This is a genomic window from Pantoea sp. JKS000250, from assembly GCF_003201065.1.
Lineage (GTDB): Bacteria > Pseudomonadota > Gammaproteobacteria > Enterobacterales > Enterobacteriaceae > Pantoea > Pantoea vagans.
In genome coordinates this window covers 342,524-364,660 of the sequence record NZ_QICZ01000001.1, presented here as the reverse complement: position 1 = coordinate 364,660, position 22,137 = coordinate 342,524, and the positions used below count along the sequence as shown (strand labels likewise).

Annotated in this window: 18 protein-coding genes; 11 read left to right on the top strand and 7 right to left on the bottom strand. The window is 56.6% G+C overall.

The annotated features are described in order from the left end of the window. The first annotated feature begins 74 nt into the window (after positions 1-74). The 4 genes from BY447_RS01850 to yciH all read left to right on the top strand — a co-directional run bounded on the left by BY447_RS01850 (position 75) and on the right by yciH (position 2,799). A complete protein-coding gene (locus BY447_RS01850; RefSeq protein WP_013358009.1) occupies positions 75-383 on the top strand; it encodes a LapA family protein in 309 nt (102 codons plus the stop codon). A gap of 6 nt (positions 384-389) precedes the next feature. After that, positions 390-1,559: a lipopolysaccharide assembly protein LapB gene (lapB, locus tag BY447_RS01845; protein WP_013358008.1), complete on the top strand. Its 1,170-nt coding sequence runs from the start codon at positions 390-392 to the stop codon at positions 1,557-1,559. A 197-nt stretch (positions 1,560-1,756) separates the two neighbouring features. Further along, positions 1,757-2,476 carry an orotidine-5'-phosphate decarboxylase gene (gene pyrF, locus BY447_RS01840; RefSeq protein WP_110330357.1) on the top strand — a complete coding sequence of 240 codons (720 nt, stop codon included), beginning with the start codon at positions 1,757-1,759 and terminating at the stop codon, positions 2,474-2,476. Continuing rightward, entirely contained in the window at positions 2,476-2,799 is a 324-nt protein-coding gene (gene yciH, locus BY447_RS01835) for a stress response translation initiation inhibitor YciH (protein ID WP_013358006.1), read from the top strand. Before pyrF ends, yciH begins: the two co-directional genes overlap by 1 nt. Before the next feature lie 78 nt (positions 2,800-2,877). On the opposite strand, the gene osmB is transcribed toward yciH, so the two are convergent. Then, positions 2,878-3,093, bottom strand: coding sequence for an osmotically-inducible lipoprotein OsmB (gene osmB, locus BY447_RS01830; protein WP_003853848.1), 216 nt, complete (start codon positions 3,091-3,093; stop codon positions 2,878-2,880). 348 nt (positions 3,094-3,441) lie between these two features. On the opposite strand from osmB, the gene araD reads away from it, so the two are divergent. From araD to BY447_RS01815, 3 genes are all read left to right on the top strand, one after another. Continuing rightward, positions 3,442-4,140, top strand: a complete 699-nt coding sequence (gene araD, locus BY447_RS01825) for an L-ribulose-5-phosphate 4-epimerase (RefSeq protein WP_110330356.1) — start codon at positions 3,442-3,444, stop codon at positions 4,138-4,140. Between the two features lie 217 nt (positions 4,141-4,357). Next, positions 4,358-5,341 carry a 2-keto-3-deoxygluconate transporter gene (kdgT, locus tag BY447_RS01820; RefSeq protein ID WP_110330355.1) on the top strand — a complete coding sequence of 328 codons (984 nt, stop codon included), beginning with the start codon at positions 4,358-4,360 and terminating at the stop codon, positions 5,339-5,341. A 145-nt stretch (positions 5,342-5,486) separates the two neighbouring features. After that, complete coding sequence (locus BY447_RS01815) at positions 5,487-6,353, top strand: crotonase/enoyl-CoA hydratase family protein (RefSeq protein WP_003853843.1); 867 nt, start codon at positions 5,487-5,489, stop codon at positions 6,351-6,353. Positions 6,354-6,365: 12 nt separating this feature from the next. On the opposite strand, the gene pdeR is transcribed toward BY447_RS01815, so the two are convergent. From pdeR to BY447_RS01790, 5 genes are all read right to left on the bottom strand, one after another. Continuing rightward, a complete protein-coding gene (gene pdeR, locus BY447_RS01810) occupies positions 6,366-8,351 on the bottom strand; it encodes a cyclic di-GMP phosphodiesterase (RefSeq protein ID WP_013358003.1) in 1,986 nt (661 codons plus the stop codon). 159 nt (positions 8,352-8,510) lie between these two features. Further along, positions 8,511-8,801: a YbdD/YjiX family protein gene (locus tag BY447_RS01805; protein WP_013358002.1), complete on the bottom strand. Its 291-nt coding sequence runs from the start codon at positions 8,799-8,801 to the stop codon at positions 8,511-8,513. Continuing rightward, positions 8,794-10,863, bottom strand: coding sequence for a carbon starvation CstA family protein (locus tag BY447_RS01800; RefSeq protein ID WP_013358001.1), 2,070 nt, complete (start codon positions 10,861-10,863; stop codon positions 8,794-8,796). The genes BY447_RS01805 and BY447_RS01800 overlap by 8 nt, the downstream gene beginning before the upstream one ends. Positions 10,864-11,063: 200 nt before the next feature. Continuing rightward, positions 11,064-12,998 carry an exoribonuclease II gene (locus BY447_RS01795; RefSeq protein ID WP_110330354.1) on the bottom strand — a complete coding sequence of 645 codons (1,935 nt, stop codon included), beginning with the start codon at positions 12,996-12,998 and terminating at the stop codon, positions 11,064-11,066. Between the two features lie 112 nt (positions 12,999-13,110). Then, a complete protein-coding gene (locus tag BY447_RS01790) occupies positions 13,111-15,414 on the bottom strand; it encodes an FdhF/YdeP family oxidoreductase (RefSeq protein ID WP_110330353.1) in 2,304 nt (767 codons plus the stop codon). Positions 15,415-15,675: 261 nt separating this feature from the next. Here BY447_RS01790 and BY447_RS01785 point away from each other — a divergent pair, with 261 nt between their 5' ends. The 4 genes from BY447_RS01785 to BY447_RS01770 all read left to right on the top strand — a co-directional run bounded on the left by BY447_RS01785 (position 15,676) and on the right by BY447_RS01770 (position 20,963). Continuing rightward, the gene (locus tag BY447_RS01785) at positions 15,676-17,262 is read left to right on the top strand and encodes a PTS transporter subunit EIIC (RefSeq protein WP_110330352.1); all 1,587 of its coding nucleotides are present in this window, start codon (positions 15,676-15,678) and stop codon (positions 17,260-17,262) included. 185 nt (positions 17,263-17,447) lie between these two features. Beyond that, a complete protein-coding gene (locus tag BY447_RS01780) occupies positions 17,448-18,992 on the top strand; it encodes a methyl-accepting chemotaxis protein (RefSeq protein ID WP_110330351.1) in 1,545 nt (514 codons plus the stop codon). Positions 18,993-19,144: 152 nt separating this feature from the next. After that, a complete protein-coding gene (locus BY447_RS01775; RefSeq protein WP_110330350.1) occupies positions 19,145-19,867 on the top strand; it encodes a YoaK family protein in 723 nt (240 codons plus the stop codon). A gap of 199 nt (positions 19,868-20,066) precedes the next feature. After that, the gene (locus tag BY447_RS01770) at positions 20,067-20,963 is read left to right on the top strand and encodes a LysR family transcriptional regulator (protein ID WP_041456880.1); all 897 of its coding nucleotides are present in this window, start codon (positions 20,067-20,069) and stop codon (positions 20,961-20,963) included. 6 nt (positions 20,964-20,969) lie between these two features. On the opposite strand, the gene BY447_RS01765 is transcribed toward BY447_RS01770, so the two are convergent. After that, on the bottom strand, positions 20,970-22,082 hold the full coding sequence (locus BY447_RS01765) for a CMD domain-containing protein (RefSeq protein ID WP_110330349.1): 1,113 nt from the start codon (positions 22,080-22,082) through the stop codon (positions 20,970-20,972). Between the last annotated feature and the right edge of the window lie 55 nt (positions 22,083-22,137).

Here is a 22,137-nt window from a genome sequence, read left to right as displayed (position 1 = left end):
GATGCTGCTGGGAGCAGCATTTATGCTGGATTTTTGGCATAATTCTACCCGATAACCTCACAACAGGATGCACTGTGAAATATTTGCTGATTTTTTTAGTGGTACTGGTCATTTTTATCATTTCCGTCACCTTAGGCGCGCATAACGATCAGGTCATTACTTTTAACTATCTGCTGGCGCAGGGTGAGTTCAGCATCTCGACCTTACTGGCATCACTGTTTGGCGCAGGTTTTGTGCTTGGCTGGGTCATCTGCGGGCTGTTCTGGTTGCGGACCCGTGTTTCACTGGCCAATGCCAACCGGAAAATTAAGCGTATGCAGACGCAAATTGAGCAGAGCACCGCCCTGGCGACAACGCCATCTTCTCCGGCTGGCCGGGAATAATCCTCAATGCATGAATTGCTGTTTCTGTTACTGCCGGTTGCGGCTGCCTATGGATGGTATATGGGCCGCCGCAGCGCGCATCAGGATAAGCAACAGGAAGCCAACCGGCTGTCACGTGAATATGTGGCGGGCGTCAATTTCCTGCTCTCAAATCAGCAGGACAAAGCCGTTGATCTGTTCCTCGACATGCTTAAAGAGGACAGCGGCACGGTAGAGGCACATCTGACGCTGGGTAACCTGTTCCGATCGCGCGGAGAAGTCGACCGCGCTATCCGTATCCATCAGGCATTAATGGAAAGTGCTTCCCTGAGCTACGAGCAGCGTCTGCTTGCCGTTCAGCAGCTGGGTCGCGACTATATGGCGGCGGGCTTATATGACCGCGCAGAAGATATGTTTAAGCAGCTCACCGATGAAACGGATTTTCGTATCGGCGCGCTACAGCAGCTGTTACTGATTCACCAGGCCACCAGTGACTGGCAACAGGCCATCGAGGTCGCAGAACGCCTGGTTAAGCTCGGCAAAGAGAAGCAGAAAGGCGAAATTGCTCACTTCTACTGTGAACTGGCGTTACAGGCGATGAGCAGCGACGATCTGGATCGTGCGATGAGCCTGCTGAAGAAAGGGGAGGCGGCCGACCGCAACAGCGCACGCATCTCCATTATGATGGGCCGTATTCTGATGGAAAAAGAAGACTACGCCAGAGCGGTGGGTCATCTGCAGCGCGTGCTGGATCAGGATAAAGAGCTGGTGAGTGAAACATTGGGCATGCTGGAGACCTGTTTCCAGCGGCTCAATCAGCCTGATGCCTGGGCAGACTTTCTGCAGCGCTGTGTGGAACAGAACACCGGCGCGGCAGCGGAACTTTATCTTTCAGACATCCTTGAACAGCAGCAGGGCGCTGAAGCGGCACAAAATTACATCAGTCGTCAGCTTGAGCGCCATCCGACGATGCGAGTCTTCCATCGCCTGATGGATTTAAATCTGCGTGAAGCCGAAGATGGCCGGGCCAAAGAGAGTCTGATGGTGCTGCGCGACATGGTGGGTGAACAGATTCGCACCAAGCCACGCTATCGCTGCCAGAAGTGTGGTTTTACCGCACATGCACTTTACTGGCACTGTCCATCCTGCCGGACGTGGTCTTCAGTGAAGCCCATCCGTGGTCTCGACGGCCAGTAAAGCGGCCGTTATAACTGAATTGACTTCACCCCATAATAGTTACAACATACCATATAGGCAATAATCAGCAGGCTTCAGCAGAGGTGCATTTATTGCCAGGCAGAGGGGCAATGGCGATTGTGATGGTCAGACACCGCAGGTAGAATGCTTGCCGTTTGTCAATCGCGCCTGCGGGTGCTCACTGCAGAGGAAATGCCATGCCTTCACCCCACAACGTGACCGCTTCGCCGATTCTGGTAGCGCTGGATTATCATGACCTCGACAGCGCGTTGCGTTTTGTCGACCAGATCGATCCCCGCAGTTGCCGCCTGAAAGTGGGCAAAGAGATGTTTACGCTGTTTGGTCCCGCGCTGGTTAACACCCTGCAGCAGCGCGGCTTTGAGCTGTTCCTCGATCTTAAATTCCATGATATTCCTAACACTACCGCACATGCCGTGGCTGCCGCAGCGGATCTTGGTGTCTGGATGGTCAATGTGCATGCCAGCGGCGGGGCGCGGATGATGAATGCGGCGCGTGAGGCGCTGCTTCCCTTTGGTAAAGATGCACCCCTGCTGATTGCGGTGACCGTACTGACCAGCATGGATGCCGACGATCTCAGAGAGCTGGGCATTACGCTTTCCCCTGCCGAACAGGCAGAACGACTGGCGAAGCTGACCCAGTCGTGCGGACTGGATGGTGTGGTCTGTTCTGCACATGAAGCGGTCCGCTTCAAACAGGCGCTGGGTCAGGAGTTTGCGCTGGTCACGCCGGGGATTCGTCCGGCAGGCAGCGATGCCGGCGATCAGCGTCGTATCATGACACCGCAGCAGGCGAAGCAGGCGGGTGTGGACTACATGGTTATCGGGCGTCCGATTACGCAGTCCGCCGATCCCGCCGCCGCCCTGCAGGTGATCCTGGACAATCTGGAGACACAATAATGGCGAATGACAATCCACTGGTTTACTCAACCGACAGCGGGCGCATCACGCAGCCTGAGCCAAAAGCGGAACGGCCAAAAGGGGATGGTGTTGTGCGGATCCAGCGTCAGACCAGCGGACGCAAGGGCAAAGGCGTCTGCCTGATCACCGGCATCGACCTGGATGATGCGGCTCTGACGCTGCTGGCAGCTGAACTGAAAAAGAAGTGTGGCTGTGGCGGTTCGGTAAAAGAGGGCGTTATTGAGATTCAGGGCGATAAACGCGATTTACTGAAAACGCTGCTGGAAGCCAAAGGGATGAAGGTCAAACTGGCGGGTGGATGAATAAAAAATCGGGCTACCAGAGTAGCCCGATTGTCATGCAGATGCTTAGCGTAGCCGATTATTCTTTTAATAAGGTCCTTAGTGGACCTGATGACCGATAATGCCACCGACAGCGGCGCCGCCGACTGTGCCTAGTGCGCTACCATTGGTCAATACTGAACCACCAATTGCGCCCGCGCCCGCGCCAATCGCGGTGTTGCGGTCACGTTTAGACCAGTTAGAACAGCCGCTCAGTGCAACAGCTAACGTGGTCGCCAGTACAACGGCAGTGATTCGTTTCATTGTTGTTGTCATACACTTCTCCTTTGATGTGCTCACAGAGGCAACACTCTTAGTATAGCTCCGATATTTCCTCAGCCCGCTTGTGTCGCATCATTGCCGCATCCGTGACGGCATCGAAATGTGATCACCATGGACAAACCGTTTGTAGCGGGTGAGGCGCAGTGCCGGACCCGACAGGTCCACGCATTGCCTGAGAAGATTCTAAGCATTCTGGATAAATTCCGAAGATAGAAAATTCTTAAATCACCACACATTTTTCGATTCACAGCCATTCCTTCTGCGTTTATAGCCATTTGCTCCATAACCCTTTGGCGTCTGACTCCGCAAAATTCAGGGACGATTGTCAGCAGGAGAAAAGGCATGCTGGAACACCTTAAACAACAGGTTCTGGAAGCGAATCTGGATTTACCCAAATATAACCTGGTGACCTTCACCTGGGGCAATGTCAGTGCGGTTAATCGCGAACAGGGCTTGCTGGTGATTAAACCGTCTGGCGTAAGCTATGACGTGATGAAGCGCGACGACATGGTGGTGGTCGATCTGGCGACTGGTGAGGTGGCAGAAGGGGATAAACGACCCTCATCGGACACGGCGACACACCGGGCGCTCTATCTTGCCTGGCCTGAGGTAGGCGGTATTGTCCATACTCACTCGCGGCATGCCACTATCTGGGCACAGGCCGGACGCCCCATTCCGGCCTGGGGAACCACCCACGCTGATGATTTCTATGGCGAGATCCCCTGTACTCGCGCCATGCGTAATGAAGAGATTCAGCACGACTATGAGTGGAATACCGGCCAGGTGATCATCGAGACCTTCGCGCAGCGTGAATTGTCACCCTCGGCGATCCCGGCGGTGCTGGTCAATTCCCATGGCCCCTTTGCGTGGGGGAAAGATGCCCACGCCGCCGTGCACAGCGCCGTCGTGCTGGAAGAGGTGGCCTACATGGGGCTGTTCAGCCAGCAGCTGACCGCTAACCTCCCGCCTATCAATCAGACGCTGCTTGACCTGCACTATCTGCGAAAGCATGGCGAGAATGCCTGGTATGGCCAGAAATAACAGGCGGGACGCAATAGCGTCCCGTTTTTTTGGGCTCTTTTGAGACTGGTATGGCGATCCGCATCATAGTTAACAAAACAACTTATCAACAAAAATAAAACAGTGTTTCATTTTATCGAATCGATCACTGTTTTGGTCACCTCAAGTCACTACTTTGCCTGCATCGCCTTCGGGCACTTCCAGCTCCACCCTCTGGCATAGCAAAGGTGACATTCATATGCACATCAAACGGGCAATAGATAAAATTCCGGGCGGCATGATGCTCGTACCGCTGTTTATCGGCGCACTCTGCCATACGTTCTCACCAGGGGCCGGGAAATATTTCGGTTCTTTCACCAACGGTCTGATGACCGGCACCGTGCCCATCCTGGCCGTCTGGTTCTTTTGTATGGGGGCGTCGATAAAACTCAGCGCCACCGGAACGGTACTGCGTAAATCAGGCACGCTGGTGCTTACCAAAATTGCCGTGGCATGGGTGGTAGCGGCGATCGCCTCGCGAGTGATGCCGGAAAATGGCGTAGAAGTGGGGATGTTTGCCGGCTTATCGACGCTGGCGCTGGTCGCCGCGATGGATATGACCAATGGCGGTCTTTATGCCTCCATCATGCAACAGTACGGTTCGAAAGAGGAAGCGGGCGCCTTTGTATTGATGTCGCTGGAGTCCGGGCCATTGATGACCATGGTGATTCTGGGCACCGCCGGCATCGCCTCATTCGAGCCGCACGTGTTTGTCGGCGCAGTCCTGCCGTTTGTGGTCGGATTTGCATTAGGGAATCTTGATCAGGAGTTGCGCGACTTCTTCGGAAAAGCGGTACATACGCTGATTCCCTTCTTCGCTTTTGCCCTGGGTAACACCATTAACCTTGGGGTGATTGCGGAAACCGGTCTGCTGGGCATCATGCTGGGTATAGCCGTCATCATCATTACCGGCATCCCGCTTATTCTGGCCGATCGGCTGATTGGCGGGGGAGATGGCACGGCTGGCGTGGCTGCATCCAGTACGGCAGGCGCGGCGGTGGCCACACCGGTGCTGATTGCCGAAATGCTGCCGCAGTTTAAACCGGTTGCCCCGGCAGCCACGGCGCTGGTTGCCACGTCCGTGATTGTGACCTCTGTGCTGGTGCCCATCATCACCGCCATCTATTCAAAACGTCTTAAGCGTCTTCATGTTGCCGTCGGGCAGCGTGCCGCTATTAAGTAACCCGCCTAATCAATCCCCGACGCGCCAGTCGGGGATCACTCTGGATTTTGTGTTGTAAATCAATCTCTCATTTGGTCTGGCCTCACTCTGCATTACGCTGATGTGGCGTATTTAACGCATCAAAATATAAACAGAGGATGAGACAATGACAGTTATTAACCAAGCAACGTGCAGATTATTTACCGAAGTCGGCAACACCACGCAGTTAGTCGCCTATTACGAAGAAGGGCGTCGTACCATGTGGATGATGCTGCGCGCTCAGCCCCGTCCGAGCTTCAACCACGAACTGATTGAGGAGATCATGAACCTGAGCTATGCCGCTCAGCGCTCCGGTCTGCCAATCGATTTCTGGGTCACCGGCTCACTGGTGCCGCAGATGTTCAACGCCGGTGGCGATCTGCGCTTCTTCGTCGAGTGCATTCGCAACAACCGCCGTGAGGCGCTGCGGGCCTATGCCCGTGCCTGTGTGGACTGCATACACTCAGCAGCACGCGGTTTCGACACCGGCGCGGTGACGCTGGCGATGATTGAAGGCAGTGCGCTGGGCGGTGGATTTGAAGCGGCGCTGGCGCATCACTTCATTCTGGCGCAGAACAACGCGCGGATGGGCTTCCCGGAAATTGCCTTTAACCTGTTTCCTGGCATGGGTGGCTACTCGCTGGTGGCGCGTCGTTCCGGCATGAAGCTGGCAGAGGAGTTAATCTGTGAAGGGGAGTCCCATAGCGCGGAGTGGTATGAGACGCGCGGACTGGTGGATAAAGTCTTCCAGCCTGGCGACAGCTACCGCGCCACACGCACCTTTATTGATACGTTACGGCCTAAGCTCAATGGCGTGCGGGCGATGCTGAAAGCGCGTCAGCGCGTGCTGCAACTGTCACGCGCTGAGCTGATGGATATTACTGAGGATTGGGTTGATTATGCTTTCACTATCGAACCCAAAGATATTGCTTATATGGAACGCCTGGTACAGTTACAAAACCGCCACAGCGCATCACTGCGTAAAGCGGGTTAATCTTAACCAGCGTTAAACGCGGGCAGGATGCTTAGCCAGCCAATGCCCAAATTGTTCCGCGGGCATTGGTTTTGCGTAATAGTAACCCTGACGCCCATCGACACCACTTTTGAGGACAAACTTCTCTTCATCCGGGGTCTCAATACCCTCAGCAATGACCTGCAAATCGAGCGCCTTGGCGACGGCGACGATAGCGCGCACCAGCGATTGTGAAACCGGCTGCTTGTTAATATCGCGGATAAAGCTCTGGTCGAGTTTGATGGCATTGATTGGCACGCGTGCCAGTTGAGAAAGCGAGGAGTAGCCGGTGCCAAAGTCATCCAGGTGCACCTGTGCGCCCAGTTCCTGAAACTGCTTCATCAGCTTCAGCGCTTCAGTTTCATTCTCAATCAGGCAGCTTTCGGTCAGCTCAATATCGATGGGGCAGTCGGTAATATTAGCCTCGTGCAGCGCCTGTTTAAGGTCAGTGTAGATGCTCTGATCAATCAGCTGACGGGCCGAAACGTTGACGGCGACGCGCAGAAAAATGCCCTGCTCACGCCAGGCGATAATCTGCTTCAGCACGTTGAGCATGACCCAGCGTCCCAGCGGCACAATCAGCCCTGACTCTTCAGCATAGGGAATAAAGTCAGCGGGCGAGACCAGACCACGCTCTGGTGAGTTCCAGCGCACCAGTGCTTCAGCGCTGCGGACCTGGCCGTCGCTGTCGATTTTTGGCTGATAGTGCACCAGCAGATGATCCAGTTCCAGCGCCTTGCGCAGGTTAGTATCCAGCCACAGATACTCAAAGACCCGCTGGTTCATCTCTGCCGCAAACACGCAGAACTTGCCGCGCCCGTTCTCTTTAGCGTGATACATCGCGGTGTCTGCGTTGCGAATCAGGCTCTCGCGATCGTCGCCATGCAGCGGCGCGAAAGCGATGCCAATTGAACAGCCGCTGTAAACTTCGATTAGCCCGATACGGAAAGGCTGACGCAGCCGCTCAAGAATGCGGGAAGACATCGCTTCCAGTGCAGCCTGGCTGGTGTGCTCAGCCAGCACCACAAACTCGTCGCCACCCAGACGGCCCAGGGTCTGGTCTTTACCCAGACAGCTGAGGATGGCCAGTGAAACTGCCTGCAGCAACTGATCGCCGAACATATGACCGTAGGCGTCGTTCACTTTTTTAAAATTATCGAGGTCGAGATAAACCACGCCGGTCTCATCCCCCTCGGATCGCTCCAGCGCCAGGCTAATCTGTTGATGAATGGCGTTGCGATTGGGCAAACCGGTCACCGTATCGGTGTTTGCCAGCACCCGCAGGCGTTCCTGGGCGCGTCGCTCCTCGGTGATGTCTGTGCCAGAACAGATGAGGAAAATTTCATTTTTGCCACTGCCGCTGTGAACAAACTTATTACGAAACAGAAACAGTCGCTGACCTTTTTTGGTTTTAACCCAGCGCTCAACCTCATAAGAGTTACCGTCACGGAAGAAGCCCGCAATGTTGCGTCGTGACTGTGAGGCTTCCTGTTTGGTCATAAAAAGCTGAAAGACGTTACGGCCAATAACCTCGTGCTCATTCAGGCCGGTATATTCTTCACTCAGGCGGTTAAAACGCTGAATATTGCCGCGCTGATCGAGGATTACAATCACCGAATTAGCTTCAGAAACCACCTGTTCAGCGAACGATAGCCCCAGGGTTAAATCGCGGGCAACTGCAGACGTATCGCCCCAGGCGGAGGCGGTGCCGGCCCATGAAGCCTGATTCACTTTACGTCCGACAAAATGCATCGGCACATCAATGCCCTGAAGGGTCATAGTCAGATTGATGCTTGAGGTGATGACCGGCATCGCGCGGATCATTGCGGCCTGGCCGGGGGTCAGCGGCAGGGCGATATTGGTTTGTGATGACTCATCTTCGGCAAAATGCAACGCATCGCTGTCCGCGGTCAGACGCCAATGAGGGCTGGTTGTACCAAAAAGAGTGTACAACAACGTTTGCCCGTGTTCATCGGTCATGGAAACTTCCTCCGGGAAGTGCTCTGCAGGCGTTATCTCATTATTTTAGCAACAGTATTCATCATCTGACGCCAGCACAAGATGCAAACCAAATATATTTTTCCATCCAGATAAGAATGGCACAAAAAAGCCCCGGCGGCGCGGGGCTGTAGCGTGCGGTCAGCAGGGGCATTTGCCCAGTTTACCCGCCTGGCTGGGGAAGCGGGCGTCCAGGCAGTAACGATGGAAATCGCGCTCATTCATCGGCGGCTGATCGGGATGATGCAGACGCATATGCTGCAGATATTTTTGATAATCCTGGACCCCGACCATTAAGCGGAAGCACTGTTGCAGACCGCGCCAGAATCCCCGCCAGCTGAGTGCCTGCGGCATCGGCGAAGCCGTCAGGTGGCAGCGGATAATCTGCCACTCACCCTGTGGACGATGGCCCTGATGAATGGCATCAGACATGACGCACCGCCTTGTTGCGCAGTGCCACCGGCGTCTCGCTGGTGGTTGGCACTGCACTGTTCAGCGCACGACGAATCACAAAGAACGCGGCGACCAGCATCGTGACCGCCACCAGCATAAAGAAGGCGCATAGCGCCGCATTAATCTGATTGCTGAACACGATGGTCTGCATATCCGCCACGCTTTTTGCCGGCGCAATGATCACGCCTTCATCCAGCCCTTTGCGGAACTTATTCGCCTGGGCCAGGAAGCCAATGGACGGTTTTTCGTGGAAAATTTTCTGCCATCCCGCGGTCATCGAAGTGATAAACAGCCAGACGGTGGGCAGAATAGTCACCCAGGCATAGCGCTGCTTTTTCATTTTGAACAGCACGACGGTGCCAAGAATCAGCGCCATCGACGCCAGCATCTGGTTGCCGATACCAAACAGTGGCCACAGGGTGTTAATGCCGCCCAGTGGATCGACCACGCCCTGATAGACAAAGAAGCCCCAGCCCGCGACTGCAACGGTGGTGCCCGCCATGTTACCCAGCCAGGAGCGGTTGTTCGCCAGAGAAGGCACCACGGTGCCCACCAGATCCTGCACCATAAAACGGCAGGCGCGGGTACCCGCATCGACGGCGGTCAGGATGAATAGTGCTTCGAACAGAATGGCGAAGTGATACCAGAACGCCATCATCGCGCGGCTGTTAAAGATTTCGGTAATGATGTGGGCCATACCGACGGCGAAAGTGGGCGCGCCGCCTGCGCGGGAGAGAATCGAGCCTTCACCCACGTCACGGGCAATACCGCTCAGCATTTCGGGCGTCACGACAAAACCCCAGCCGTTGATCACCTGCGACGCGCTTTCAACGGTGGTGCCAATCAGCGCGGCGGGTGAGTTCATGGCAAAGTAGACGCCCGGATCCAGCACCGAGGCACAAATCAGCGCCATGATCGCCACAAACGACTCCATCAGCATGGCACCATAGCCAATAAAACGGATATGACTTTCCCGCTCCACCAGCTTCGGCGTGGTGCCGCTGGAGACCAGCGCATGGAAGCCGGAGATCGCGCCGCAGGCGATGGTAATAAACAGGAACGGGAACATCGCGCCGGAGAAGACCGGGCCGGTGCCGTCGATAAATTTGGTCACCGCTGGCATTTTCATCTCAGGCATCGCAAAAACGATGCCCACCGCCAGCCCGACAATCACGCCGATTTTAAGAAAGGTCGAAAGGTAGTCGCGCGGTGCCAGCAGCAGCCAGACCGGTAGTACCGAAGCAATAAAGCCGTAAATCACCAGAACCCAGGTCAGCGAGGTGCCTTTCAGGGTAAAGAAGGGGCCCCAGTAAGGATGCTGTGCCACGTCACCGCCATAAATAATCGCCGCCATCATCAGCACAAAGCCAATCAGTGACACTTCGGCGATTTTACCGGGCCGGATAAAGCGCATGTAAACGCCCATAAACAGCGCAATGGGAATAGTGGCCGCAATGGTAAACAGGCCCCACGGACTGTTCGCCAGCGCCTTCACGACAACCAGCGCCAGCGCCGACAGGATAATGATCATCACGCCCAGCGCGCCGAGCATCGTCACCACACCGGCAAACGCCCCCAGCTCCTGCCGCGCCATCTCGCCCAGCGAACGACCGTCACGGCGGGTGGAGATAAACAGGATCAGGAAATCCTGTACCGCGCCCGCCAGCATCACGCCGACCAGAATCCAGATGGTGCCCGGCAGAAAGCCCATCTGCGCCGCCAGAATCGGGCCGACCAGCGGACCGGCACCGGCAATAGCCGCGAAATGATGACCAAACAGCACCCATTTATTGGTCGGGACATAATCGAGTCCGTCACTTAGCCGCTCGGCGGGGGTCATCCGGCGATCGTCCAGTTCGAAGATATTGCGGGCGATAAACAGGCTGTAGAAGCGATACGCGATGCTGTAACAGGCGACAGCGGCTATCACCAGCCAGACTGCGTTGACGTGTTCGCCGCGGCTGAGGGCCAGCATGGCGAAAGCGCCTGCGCCGATTAACGCCACCACTAACCAGATGACACTGGTTTTGACGTTTTTCATGACTAACTCCTTGTAGGGACCGAGGGAAGGCGATCAAAAACAACGAGTTAAACTTAATGTAATGGAATGTAAGTGAAAGTTAATCAGTGGAGAAGTGTGAAGCGGGGTACAAATTTAACGTTTTTGTAACGCGGACGGGACGGTAACAGGCGGGATAACCGAAGTTATCCCGCCAGATTTAAAGCTTAATCACGCCGTGTTCAGACGGCAGGACGGGCCACAACGCTGCGGGTTTCCATACGGACTTCGGCGATGGTCACCTCAATCACGTCAGTTACGCGGTAAACCACTTCACCTTTAATCTGCACGCTGCCATTTTCCTGGCTGAGAACCAGCTCATCACGCACGGCGTGAATGAAGGGTGCCGGGATAAAGGCGACGGCGCCAAACTCGACCAGGCGAACGCGCATACCGCCGCGCGACACATCGATAATCTCAGCGCTGAAGCGACGGTCGGTGCCCGCAAACGGGGCCAGATAACGGGCGTAGAGCCAGTCGCCGACATCACGTTCCGCCATCCGGTTCAGGCGACGGCGTTCACTCATCGTCACCGTTACGGCATCATCCGGGCGGGCAATCTGCTCACCGCGAATAATCGCTTTCAGCAGACGATGGTTGATCATGTCGCCGAACTTACGAATCGGTGAGGTCCAGGTGGCGTACGCCTCCAGACCGAGGCCAAAGTGCGGGCCTGGCTCGGTGCTGATCTCCGCGAAGGTCTGGAAACGACGGATGCGGCTGTCGAGAAACTGGGTGGGCTGGGCATCAAGCTCACGACGCAGCACGCGGAAACCGTCCAGCGTGGTGATCGCCTGTGCATCCACGGTAATACCGTGATTGGCCAGCACGGCGGCGGCCTGCTCAGCATTGGTCGCATCGAAACCGGCATGGACGTTATAGATACCAAAGCCAAGACGGTCACGCAGCACTTTCGCCGCGCAGACGTTCGCCAGAATCATCGACTCTTCAACGATGCGGTTAGCGATACGGCGAGGTTCAGCCACGATCTCCAGCACTTCGCCTTTTTCACCCAGCAGGAAGCGGTAGTCCGGGCGATCTTTAAACACCAGCGCGTGGGTCTGACGCCATTCGCTGCGCGCCAGGCATAGACGGTGCAGCAGACGAATCTGTTCCGCAATCGCCTCACTCTCCGGCTGCCAGCTGCCGCTGTTTTCCAGCCAGTCTGAGACGTCGTCGTAGGCCAGCTTGGCTTTGGACTCAATCCAGGCCGCAAAGAACTCGACGTCATCACTTAAGGTGCCATCGGCGGCCACCGTGACGCGGCAGGCCAGCGCCGGACGGCGCACATTCGGACGTAGCGAGCAGACATCATCAGAGAGTTCGCGCGGCAGCATCGGGATGTTGAAGCCCGGCAGATAGTTGGTAAACGCGCGCTGCGCCGCCAGCTTATCAAGCTGGCTGCCTTCCGGCACGTAGGCGGTCGGATCGGCGATAGCGATAGTCAGACGCAGGGTGCCATCATCCTGCGCTTCCACATAGAGCGCATCATCCATATCCTGGGTGCTGGCACTGTCAATGGTGACGAAATCCAGCGCGGTCAGATCCTCACGCGTCAGATTTTCATCCAGCATCTCGCCAAAGCTGACGTCAGGCGCTTCACGCTCAAGGTTATGACGCGACAGCGTCACCCACCACGGCGCCAGATGGTCATCAGCTTTGACAATAAAATCGGTAAGTTCGGCATAAAAGCCGCGGTCGCCCTTCAGGGGATGGCGACGCATTTCCGCCACGGCCCAGTCACCATTTTCAAATGCATGGCTGACATCGCGCGCAGGGCGACACTGAATGGCATCTTTCAGCAGGGGATGATCCGGCACAATCGACAGGCGATCGTCTTTTTTCTGCACCCGGCCAACAAAGCGGCTCAGGAACGGTTCAATCAGGGTTTCCGGCTCAGCGCTTTCGCGATCTTTATCGCTGTGGATCACGGCGGTGATACGATCGCCATGCATGACTTTCTTCATCTGCGGTGGCGGAATGAAGTAACTTTTTTGCGCATCGACTTCCAGAAAGCCGAAGCCTTTTTCGGTGCCTTTAACGACGCCTTCAGCACGAGGCGTTTGCGAATGGAGCTTCTCTTTCAGCTGCGCGAGCAGCGGGTTATCCTGGAACATAATTTTTACGTTTCGTTGGCTGATTGCGGCTGACAGTTTTACGCGAATCGACGCCGCGCGGCAAGGCAAAAAGCCGGACGAACCGGCTTTTCAGGGTGTGGCGAAGGCGCTATCAGGCGATGCGCTGATCGGCCAGTGCCTCAGAGAGTTCCAGCTTCACCGGCACCGATTTAGAGGTCGGTGTACCGCTGTCATCGCCAAAGCTGTTCAGCGGCACCAGCGGGTTGGTTTCCGGATAATAGGCCGCCAGGTTACCGCGCGGAATATTGTAGGGAACCAGTTTGAAGCCGCTGACGCGACGGGTGATACCATCATTCCACAGCGTTTCGATATCAACATTCTGGCCTTCGGTGAAGCCCAGGTCTGCCATATCGTCCGGGTTAATGAACACCACTTCACGCTGACCAAACACGCCACGGTAACGGTCATCAAGGCCGTAAATAGTGGTGTTGTACTGGTCATGGGAACGCAGCGTCTGCAGCGTAAATGGCACGTCCTGATCCAGCGTCGGGAACAGCGAGGACGGTAGCGCCGACGCGTTGAACTCCGCTTTCTGGCTTGGCGTATTAAAGCGCAACTCTGCTGCTGCGTTGCCCAGATAGAAACCACCCGGGATATCGCATTTGGCGTTGAAGTCGGCAAAGCCCGGAATCGTCGCGGCAATGTGCTCACGGATCAGGTTGTAATCACCCGCCAGCTCGCGCCATTTCACTTTCTCATCACCCAGCACGGCCTGGGCGATACCCGCAACAATCGAAGTTTCTGAACGCTGTGTTTCCGCCAGCGGAATACCGATACCTTCAGAGGCGTGGACCATGCTGAAAGAGTCTTCCACGGTAATGAACTGATTGCCGGTTGCCTGGGTATCGCGCTCGGTGCGACCCAGTGTTGGCAGAATCAGCCCTTCGTGACCCGGCACCAGATGGCTGCGGTTCAGTTTGGTGCTGATATGCACGGTCAGACCACAGCGTGACAGCGCCTCTTCGGTGCGCGGTGAATCGGGCGCAGCCGCAGCCAGGTTGCCACCCAGCGCGATCAGCACTTTGACTTCATCACGCAGCATCGCGTTCAGCGCTTCAACGGTGTTGTGGCCTGGGGCACGCGGTGGCTCGAAACCAAAATGATTACCCAGCGCATCCAGGAAGGCTTTGGCCGGTTTCTCATCGATACCCATGGTGCGGTTGCCCTGCACATTACTGTGACCGCGAACCGGGCAGAGGCCTGCGCCTTTTTTGCCCAGCTGGCCAAACAGCAGCTGCAGGTTGGTGATTTCGCGTACCGTGTCGACCGAGTGCTTATGCTGGGTAATGCCCATCGCCCAGGTACAGATCACACGATCAGCGCTCTGATAGATGGCAGCCGCTTCACGGATCTGCGCCTGTGTCAGGCCAGACTGCGCCACAATCTGCATCCAGCTGGTGTTGTCCACCGCGTCGAGATAGGCCTCAATGCCGTTGGTTTTGGCATTGATAAAGGTCTGATCAAACAGGCCACTTTCACCGGCGGCCAGACGCGCACGATGGGTCTCCAGCAGGGATTTCACCATGCCGCGTACCGCCGCCATATCACCGCCCAGGTTCGGCTGGTAATAGGAGGAGCTGATGTTGCCGGCTTTCGACGTCACCACTTCCAGCGGTTTCTGTGGATCGGCAAAACGTTCCAGACCGCGCTCGCGCAGGGTATTGAAGGTGACGATCTTCGCGCCGTGATCGGCAGCGTGACGCAGGCTGTGCAGCATACGCGGATGGTTGGTGCCAGGGTTCTGCCCGAAGACAAAAATGGCATCAGCGTGATCGAAATCATCCAGGCGAATAGTGCCTTTGCCGACGCCAATGCTGCGCTTCAGCCCGGTGCCGCTGGCTTCGTGGCACATGTTGGAGCAGTCAGGGAAGTTGTTGGTGCCCATCAGGCGGCCAAACAGCTGATAAAGCCAGGAGGCTTCATTGCTGGCGCGACCGGATGTGTAAAGCTCCATCTGGTCCGGATGGTCCATCGCCTTGATGTGCTGCGCGATCAGTGCAAAGGCATCATCCCAGCTGATCGGCTCGTAGTGGTCGGTTTCCGCGTTGTAGCGTAGTGGATGGGTCAGACGCCCCTGATACTCCAGGAAGTAGTCACTCTGGGTATAAAGCGTTGTCACACTGTGCTTAGCGAAAAAATCGCTGTCGACCATGCGGCGTGTCGCTTCCCAGGTCACCGCTTTGGCGCCGTTTTCGCAGAAGCTGAAGGTACTTTTATTGTCATCACCCCAGGCGCAGCCCGGACAGTCAAAACCGCGTGCTTTGTTCATGCGCATCAGATTGCGCATATTTTTCAGGGCCGCTTTGCTGTCAAGAACGAAACGCGTGGTGGCTTCCAGTGAACCCCAGCCGCCCGCAGCCGCGCGGTAGGGTTTGATTTGGCGTTTAAATTTCATATTGAGTGCAGGCTTTTTATAGTAGGAATTATTGTTTGGTGTTTGTTATCAGGTTATAGCCTGATGGTGAAACAAAGTCTGCAGATATCCTCATACCTTGTCTAATTGATTGACTTAATGGTGCGATAGCTGGCGTTTATCGTGCATCGGCCAGAATTGTGATGGTGGTCAGATTTTACCCGCGTTTAACCGGCTGATAACGGGAGTTCTCCCCACAACAGGCTAATACTTGCTGTTCACTATCAGAGAGGGCGCGACTCCATGAAACAGCTGACCAGCCAGATCCATGCGTTTGGCAAAGCGTTGATGATGCCAATCTCGGTCATCGCTGCCGCGGGTATTTTCCTCGGGCTGGCGGCGGCGATGCAGAACCCGGCGGTGACCGGCGAGGCCTTTGCGCAGATGCAGGTGCCGCAGTTAATCATTGGATTTATCCGCAAGGTCGCCGGGGCGCTGTTTGCCAACCTGCCGGTCTTCTTTGCAGTGGCGAGCGCCATCGGACTGGCGAAAGCGGAAAAACCTACCGCAGCCTTTGCCGCGGTGATTGGCTATATCGTGATGAACGTGGGTATCAGCGCCACGCTGGCGGCGAAAGGGATCACCGCAGCCACTACTACACCCGCCGCGCTGCAGCAGGCGGGGATGGATCAGACCACCGCCATGATGACCTCGGCGGAGTACATCAACATGCTGGGTGTCTTTACCTACAACATGTGCGTGCTGGGCGGGGTGATTGCCGGTCTGATCACGGTGGCGCTGCACAATCGTTTCTATACCCAGCAGCTGCCCGTGGCGATCAGTTTTTTTGGCGGACGGCGTTTTGTGCCGATCGTGACCGTGGTCTGTCTGCCGCTGATTGGGGTGTTGCTGGCGCTGGTCTGGCCTACCATCGGGCAGGGTATCGCCTGGATTGGCCAGATGATTGGCAAAAGCGGCCAGTATGGCGCGTTTCTGCTGGGGGCCTTTGAACGCATCCTGATCCCTACCGGCCTGCATCATATCCTCAACGAAACCGTGCGCTTCACGCCAATTGGCGGCATGGCGGTGGTCGATGGTCAGACGGTGGTCGGTGCGCTGAACATTTTCAATGCCTCGCTGACCCATCCGGGATCAATACCCGATGAGACGCTGCGCACCGCCACGCAGTTTCTGGCACAGGGCAAGATTCCGGTGATGATGTTTGGTCTGCCCGCGGCGGCGCTGGCGATCTATCACACCGCGCGGCCCGAACATAAGCAACGGGTCAAAGCGCTGGTAATGGCGGGCGCGCTGACCTCATTTACCACCGGGATTACCGAGCCGCTGGAGTTCTGTTTTATCTTTGTTTCGCCGGTGCTCTACCTGCTGCATGCTTTTCTGACCGGCCTGTCGTTTATGCTGATGTCGATGCTGCATCTGATGATCGGCAACGTGCAGGGCGGCGTTATCGATCTGGTGGTGTTCGGCATGCTGGGCGGCGCGAAAACCCACTGGTGGTGGACGCTGGCGCTGGGCGTCATCTATGCGCCGATCTACTACTATGCTTTCCGGCTGGTGATTACCCGGATGCATGTCGAAACGCCGGGCCGGGAGTCAGAGGAGGAGAAACCGCAGCAGGTGACGGCGGATGAGCGGACGCAGGTGATTATCAGCGGACTGGGCGGGCAGGCCAATATCGAGGATGTCGATTGCTGCTTTACCCGTTTGCGGGTACGGGTCAAAGAGATGAATCAGGTGGTCGATCAGACGCTGATGAGCACCGGTGCTAACGGGGTTAATCGCGTCAGCGAGTACGATGTACAGGTTATCTATGGTCCGCAGGTCGAGAAGATCGCTAACGAAGTGAAAATGGCGCTAGGTGTCGCGTAACGACAGTTCTCTTCAGACTTGATTACTTGGCTAACCGTCCGGCGCCCGCAGGCGGTTAGCACCTCTGCCTGCTCATATACTGAACACTGCCGTTCCGCTTATTGTAACTAAAAAAAGTACAGCCCTAATGGGGCGCACCTTTCTGCCGATATAGCGACTAATACTCCCTGTTTCGGAACATCGCGATGTCGTTAAAAAAGTCCTCCCTGATTATCTTTTCCTTCCTGCTGGCGTTGTTTCTTACCAGCGTGGCGATCAGTACCTGGCTGCTGATTCAGAGCAATCACTCCCTGAACGCGGTCAACAAAGAGATCCGCGTGGTGCTCTCGGTCATTGACCCGATCAACCACAGCCGTACGCTGCGTGTCCGCCTGATGGAGTACATGAAGGAGATTGAGGGCAGTGATGCCAGCAATCCCGCCACGCTGGACAGCGTGCGGACGGTGGCGGGTAAAGCCGATGCCGCCTTCCAGGCCTATATGAATGCGCCGCGTCTGCCGGGCGAAGAGGCGGAGGCAGAGGCCTACAGCCAGGCTTATCAGGCCTATCGTCAGCAGGGGTTGCAGCCGCTGATTGAGGCAGCAGAGGCGCACGATCAGGTGCGTTTTAAAAATCAGATCCCGACCGTGGTTCGTCTGGATCGTCAGTATGAAATTATTCTGGACCGTGTTCTGGCCCAGCACGAAACCTACGCCAAAAAGCTCAACAGCGACGCACAGAGTCACTTCACTTCTGGTATTACGTTGCTGGGTCTGTTTGGCGTGCTGTTTTTCGGCATCATCATCGCCATTTACATCTTCATGAAGCGCTATGTCCTTTCGCCAATCAATGAAGCGCAGGAGCACTGCAAGCTGATTGCGGCGGGCGTGCTGGATGCCACCGTGCCGGTGAAACTGGGTTCACGCAGTGAAATTCAGATGCTGATGGGTTCGCTGGAGCAGATGCGCAGCGCGCTGACCGCCATTATTCTTCAGGTGCGTGATTCAACCCGCTCAGTCTCTACCGCCTCGCAGGAAATTGCGGCGGGCAACATCGATCTCGCCTCGCGCACTGAACAGCAGGCCGCTGCGCTGACGGAAACCGCAGCCAGCATGGAGCAGCTGGGCGCAACGGTGAAACAGAACACTGAAAACGTGTTTGAAGCCTGCCGCCTGACCAGTGAAGCGGTGAAAAACGCGGAAAGCGGCGAAAAAGTGTCGCAGGAAGTGGTGACATCGATGGCGCTGATCAACGCCAGCTCGAAGAAGATTGAGGAAATTACCACCGTTATCGACAGCATCGCCTTCCAGACTAACATTCTGGCGCTGAACGCAGCCGTCGAAGCCGCCCGTGCGGGTGAGCAGGGACGTGGTTTTGCGGTCGTCGCAGGAGAAGTGCGTAACCTGGCCCAGCGCAGCGCCACCGCAGCCAAAGAGATTGAAGGACTGATTGCAGAATCGGTCTCCATCATCCACGCCGGTTCCGATCAGGTCAGCCGGACCGGCGAGGCGATGAGTGCCATTATCTCATCGGTCAGCCGCGTGAATCTGCTGATGGAGCATATCTCTACCGCGTCTGATGAACAGAGTCGCGGTATCGGTCAGATTGAGCAGGCGGTTACCGAGATGGACAGCGTGACCCAGCAGAACTCGGCGCTGGTGCAGGAGTCTGCGGCGGCGTCGGCCTCACTGGAAGAGCAGGTGCAGTACCTGACGCAGTCGGTCTCGACTTTCCGTCTGGCAAACAGCTGACTGGTTTCCCGCGCGGCGTCCAGGCCGCGCGGGATCCTGCATGATGCGGTGACGCGTATCGTAAGGCAGAGAATCGCGTGTTTGATTCAGCACCTTGTGACGGCGGCAGAATGAGCGGATTATTACGGCTTTCCACTGAACACGGGGTTGTCATGCTAATCAGCACAGAAAGTGCCCGCAGCAACAGCGCCGATACCCGACTGGCCTGCACGCTGGCCGCTGCCGCAGGCGCGCTGAATACCGCCGCCTTTGAGATTGTCGGTTTCTTTTCAGCTAACATGACCGGGAATGTCTCGCTGCTGTCCGATCATCTGGCAAAAGCGAACCTGGGGCCTGGCCTGTTTTTTTTGTCGATCGTGCTGCTGTTTATTGCGGGCTCCATGTTTTCAACGCTGATAATTAATGCCGGGCACCGCAGGGATATCCGTACTATCTATGCCTTCGTTATTCTGATTGAGGGCATCGCACTGATGACGCTGGGCGTGATTGAGAATCACTTTCCGCCGAGGTCGCCCGGTGTGGTGTTGATCATGAGCCTGAGCTTTTTAATGGGGCTGCAGAATGCGGTCGTCACGCGGATCTCCAATGCCCGGGTTCGCACTACCCATATCTCCGGCACGGCGACTGATATCGGGATTGAGCTGGCGATGCTGTTTGAAGTGTTGCGGCGCAAAGCCTCACCGAAAGATGCGCCAAGCTTGCTGGGGCGGTTGCGGCTGCACAGTCTGACCCTGCTGTCTTTCCTTGCAGGCGGCGTAGCCGGCATCGGGCTTTACCGACTGCTTGGCTACGATTTCCTGTTGCCCATAGGGTTCGGTTTAATCTGCCTGGCGCTGAATGCCCTGGTAACTAAGCCAGTAAACCAGAGGGTTTGAAACGGTGATTTTGCGGTTATCGCTGCGGTTCAGATAACCGTCGCGCGTAGCTCTGATTTATTTGTCCCGACTGCGCCGATGATCCGTGTGGTTAAAAGATCAGAGCCCGCGCAGGGTAACATTGAGCCTTATACTTTGATTGATACTGCCACTGAGACAGTCACGCGAACAGTCTTAAATCTGCTGATGGATAATTAACATCGACATTAAACAACTTATTTACCTGTGTAACCTGGAGCGGGAACGCCATTTCGGGCGGGCCGCGGAAGCCAGTTTTGTTACACAGCCAACCCTCTCCATGCGCCTGAAAAATCTCGAGCGCGAGCTGGGCCTGCCGCTGATTAACCGCAGCAATAACTTTGCCGGATTTACGCCAGAGGGCGATCGCGTGCTGGCGTGGGCGCGGGAAATTGTTTCGGTCTATCAGGGGCTGAAGCTGGAAGTGGAATCACTGAAACATGGGGTAAACGGCACACTGCGGGTTGGCGTGGTGCCGCAGTGCAGCGTGGCACTGCCGCTGCTGCTGAAAGCCGTGCAGGCGCGTTATCCCCAGCTCGATTACCGCATTGCGGTACTCAGTGCTGACCAGCTGCTGGAAGCGCTTAACAGCCACACTGTGGATGTCGGCATTGGCTTTTTTGAGATGGCGACGCTGCGGGAGCTTCATTTTCAGACCGAGATGCTGGCCGATCAGGGCGTTGAGGCCGTATTCCATCCTGATCACTTCCCGGCGCTGGTGGGAGAAACCCCGCTGACGCTGGACGAACTGGCACAACAGCCGCTCTGCCTGGCAGAGCCAACACGCTATTTCCGTCGCTATCTTGATATGGCCTTTCGCGAGGCGGCGCTGGTGCCGCGGGTTATCGTGGAGAGCGCCTCTATCATGCAGCTGATGCAGTGTGCTCAGGTCGGTCTGGGGTTGCTGGTCTCGCCGGTGGGTCATCTGCTACCCGCATCACTTCAGGGGTTACAGCAGCGCGGCATTACGCTGCCGCCGATGGCGCGCCAGGCGGCGCTGGTGATAGCGGAACCTGGCCGTGCCACTCCGCTGGCACAGCACTTTTTCGACGAAGCGCGCGGTCAGTTGCCGGTCTAGCTCAGGCTACTGCGCCTCGCCCAGCGCGTAAAACAGGCGACTGTTCCAGTTGCCTATCGCCACGCTCTGAATCAGCGCGAACAGCGCCTCAGGTTCCCAGCCCGCCTCCATCAGCGGCTGCAGATGGGCCGCACTGAAACGCTCGGGTGAACGGGTCAGCTGCGCCGACAGCGCGACGATCTGTTGCTCTTCTCCTTTTAAATTCGTGTCATCGACACCCTCAATCAAAACCTCATTCCCGGCCAGCAGCCGGAACGCCCAGCGGCTGCCGAGAATACGGGCGGCTGTCGCTTCCGCCAGGGTGTTTTCCTGTGAGAGATGCTGACGCAGTTGCGCCCAGCCATACAACGCCGATGGGTCATGGGCCAGCAGCCATACCGCGTCCTGCATACCGGGCAGCGTCTGACAACGGGTAACGGCAGCGAGCTGCTCTGCACTGGCATACCGCAGCTCCAGCGGCTTCAGCACCGGCTGCCAGTGGGCTGGCTGGTCAAAACCAATGGAATCTGCATCAGGTGGTGCGGTGCTACCGGGCAGCCAGCGTACCGGCTGGGCCTGCAGCGCCTGTAATCCGGCGACGACGCGCGCCTGATAACTGACAAAGCCAATCAGCTGATTCAGCGTCACAATATCGGGTTCGGTCAGGCCGACCGCATCCAGGGCGGTGATGGCGCTGGCACCGATCAGCTCAGGCTGCATCGCCAGCTGGCGCGCATACTGCGTAATCTGGGTCAGGCGATTATTACTCTCGCGTGAAGAGTCAGGGCCAGGCAGCGGATTGAGGCGGGCAGAGTAGTGATTACACAACCGCTGCACACCCGCGACCTGCGCCACGGTCAGTGCGGTGCTGAGGCGGTCGTAAAGCGTTAAGGTGTGCGTCAGCGAGGTGACAACGCGATCGGGGAACAGCAGCTGTGCCAGATCGCGCGCCGCCAGCAGAGCCGGCTGATGCGTGCGCAGCAGTGACTGCACTACGGCGTCGCTGGCGTGGCATCCCAGCAAAAAACGGTCATCGATATGGGCAGCCTCTGGCACCAGCGGTGCGGCCTGTGTGGTACGTGGACTGGTCTGGCTCTCGTAAAACCAGTGGTTATGGCCCGGATAGCGGCGTTGTTCCATGATCAATCCTTTTGCAAATTCGGGTTCGGTATGCAGGCGGCAGAATCTGAAAATA

Excerpts from the sequence above, each read along its gene's own strand:
- BY447_RS01780 (WP_110330351.1), top strand. The coding sequence starts at position 17,448 with ATGTCGTTAAAAAAGTCCTCCCTGATTATCTTTTCCTTCCTGCTGGCG.
- pdeR (WP_013358003.1), bottom strand. The coding sequence starts at position 8,351 with ATGACCGATGAACACGGGCAAACGTTGTTGTACACTCTTTTTGGTACA.
- lapB (WP_013358008.1), top strand. The coding sequence starts at position 390 with ATGCATGAATTGCTGTTTCTGTTACTGCCGGTTGCGGCTGCCTATGGA.
- yciH (WP_013358006.1), top strand. The coding sequence starts at position 2,476 with ATGGCGAATGACAATCCACTGGTTTACTCAACCGACAGCGGGCGCATC.
- BY447_RS01775 (WP_110330350.1), top strand. The coding sequence starts at position 19,145 with ATGCTAATCAGCACAGAAAGTGCCCGCAGCAACAGCGCCGATACCCGA.
- BY447_RS01790 (WP_110330353.1), bottom strand. The coding sequence starts at position 15,414 with ATGAAATTTAAACGCCAAATCAAACCCTACCGCGCGGCTGCGGGCGGC.
- BY447_RS01805 (WP_013358002.1), bottom strand. The coding sequence starts at position 8,801 with ATGTCTGATGCCATTCATCAGGGCCATCGTCCACAGGGTGAGTGGCAG.
- kdgT (WP_110330355.1), top strand. The coding sequence starts at position 4,358 with ATGCACATCAAACGGGCAATAGATAAAATTCCGGGCGGCATGATGCTC.
- BY447_RS01765 (WP_110330349.1), bottom strand. The coding sequence starts at position 22,082 with ATGGAACAACGCCGCTATCCGGGCCATAACCACTGGTTTTACGAGAGC.
- BY447_RS01785 (WP_110330352.1), top strand. The coding sequence starts at position 15,676 with ATGAAACAGCTGACCAGCCAGATCCATGCGTTTGGCAAAGCGTTGATG.
- BY447_RS01800 (WP_013358001.1), bottom strand. The coding sequence starts at position 10,863 with ATGAAAAACGTCAAAACCAGTGTCATCTGGTTAGTGGTGGCGTTAATC.
- araD (WP_110330356.1), top strand. The coding sequence starts at position 3,442 with ATGCTGGAACACCTTAAACAACAGGTTCTGGAAGCGAATCTGGATTTA.
- osmB (WP_003853848.1), bottom strand. The coding sequence starts at position 3,093 with ATGACAACAACAATGAAACGAATCACTGCCGTTGTACTGGCGACCACG.
- pyrF (WP_110330357.1), top strand. The coding sequence starts at position 1,757 with ATGCCTTCACCCCACAACGTGACCGCTTCGCCGATTCTGGTAGCGCTG.
- BY447_RS01795 (WP_110330354.1), bottom strand. The coding sequence starts at position 12,998 with ATGTTCCAGGATAACCCGCTGCTCGCGCAGCTGAAAGAGAAGCTCCAT.
- BY447_RS01815 (WP_003853843.1), top strand. The coding sequence starts at position 5,487 with ATGACAGTTATTAACCAAGCAACGTGCAGATTATTTACCGAAGTCGGC.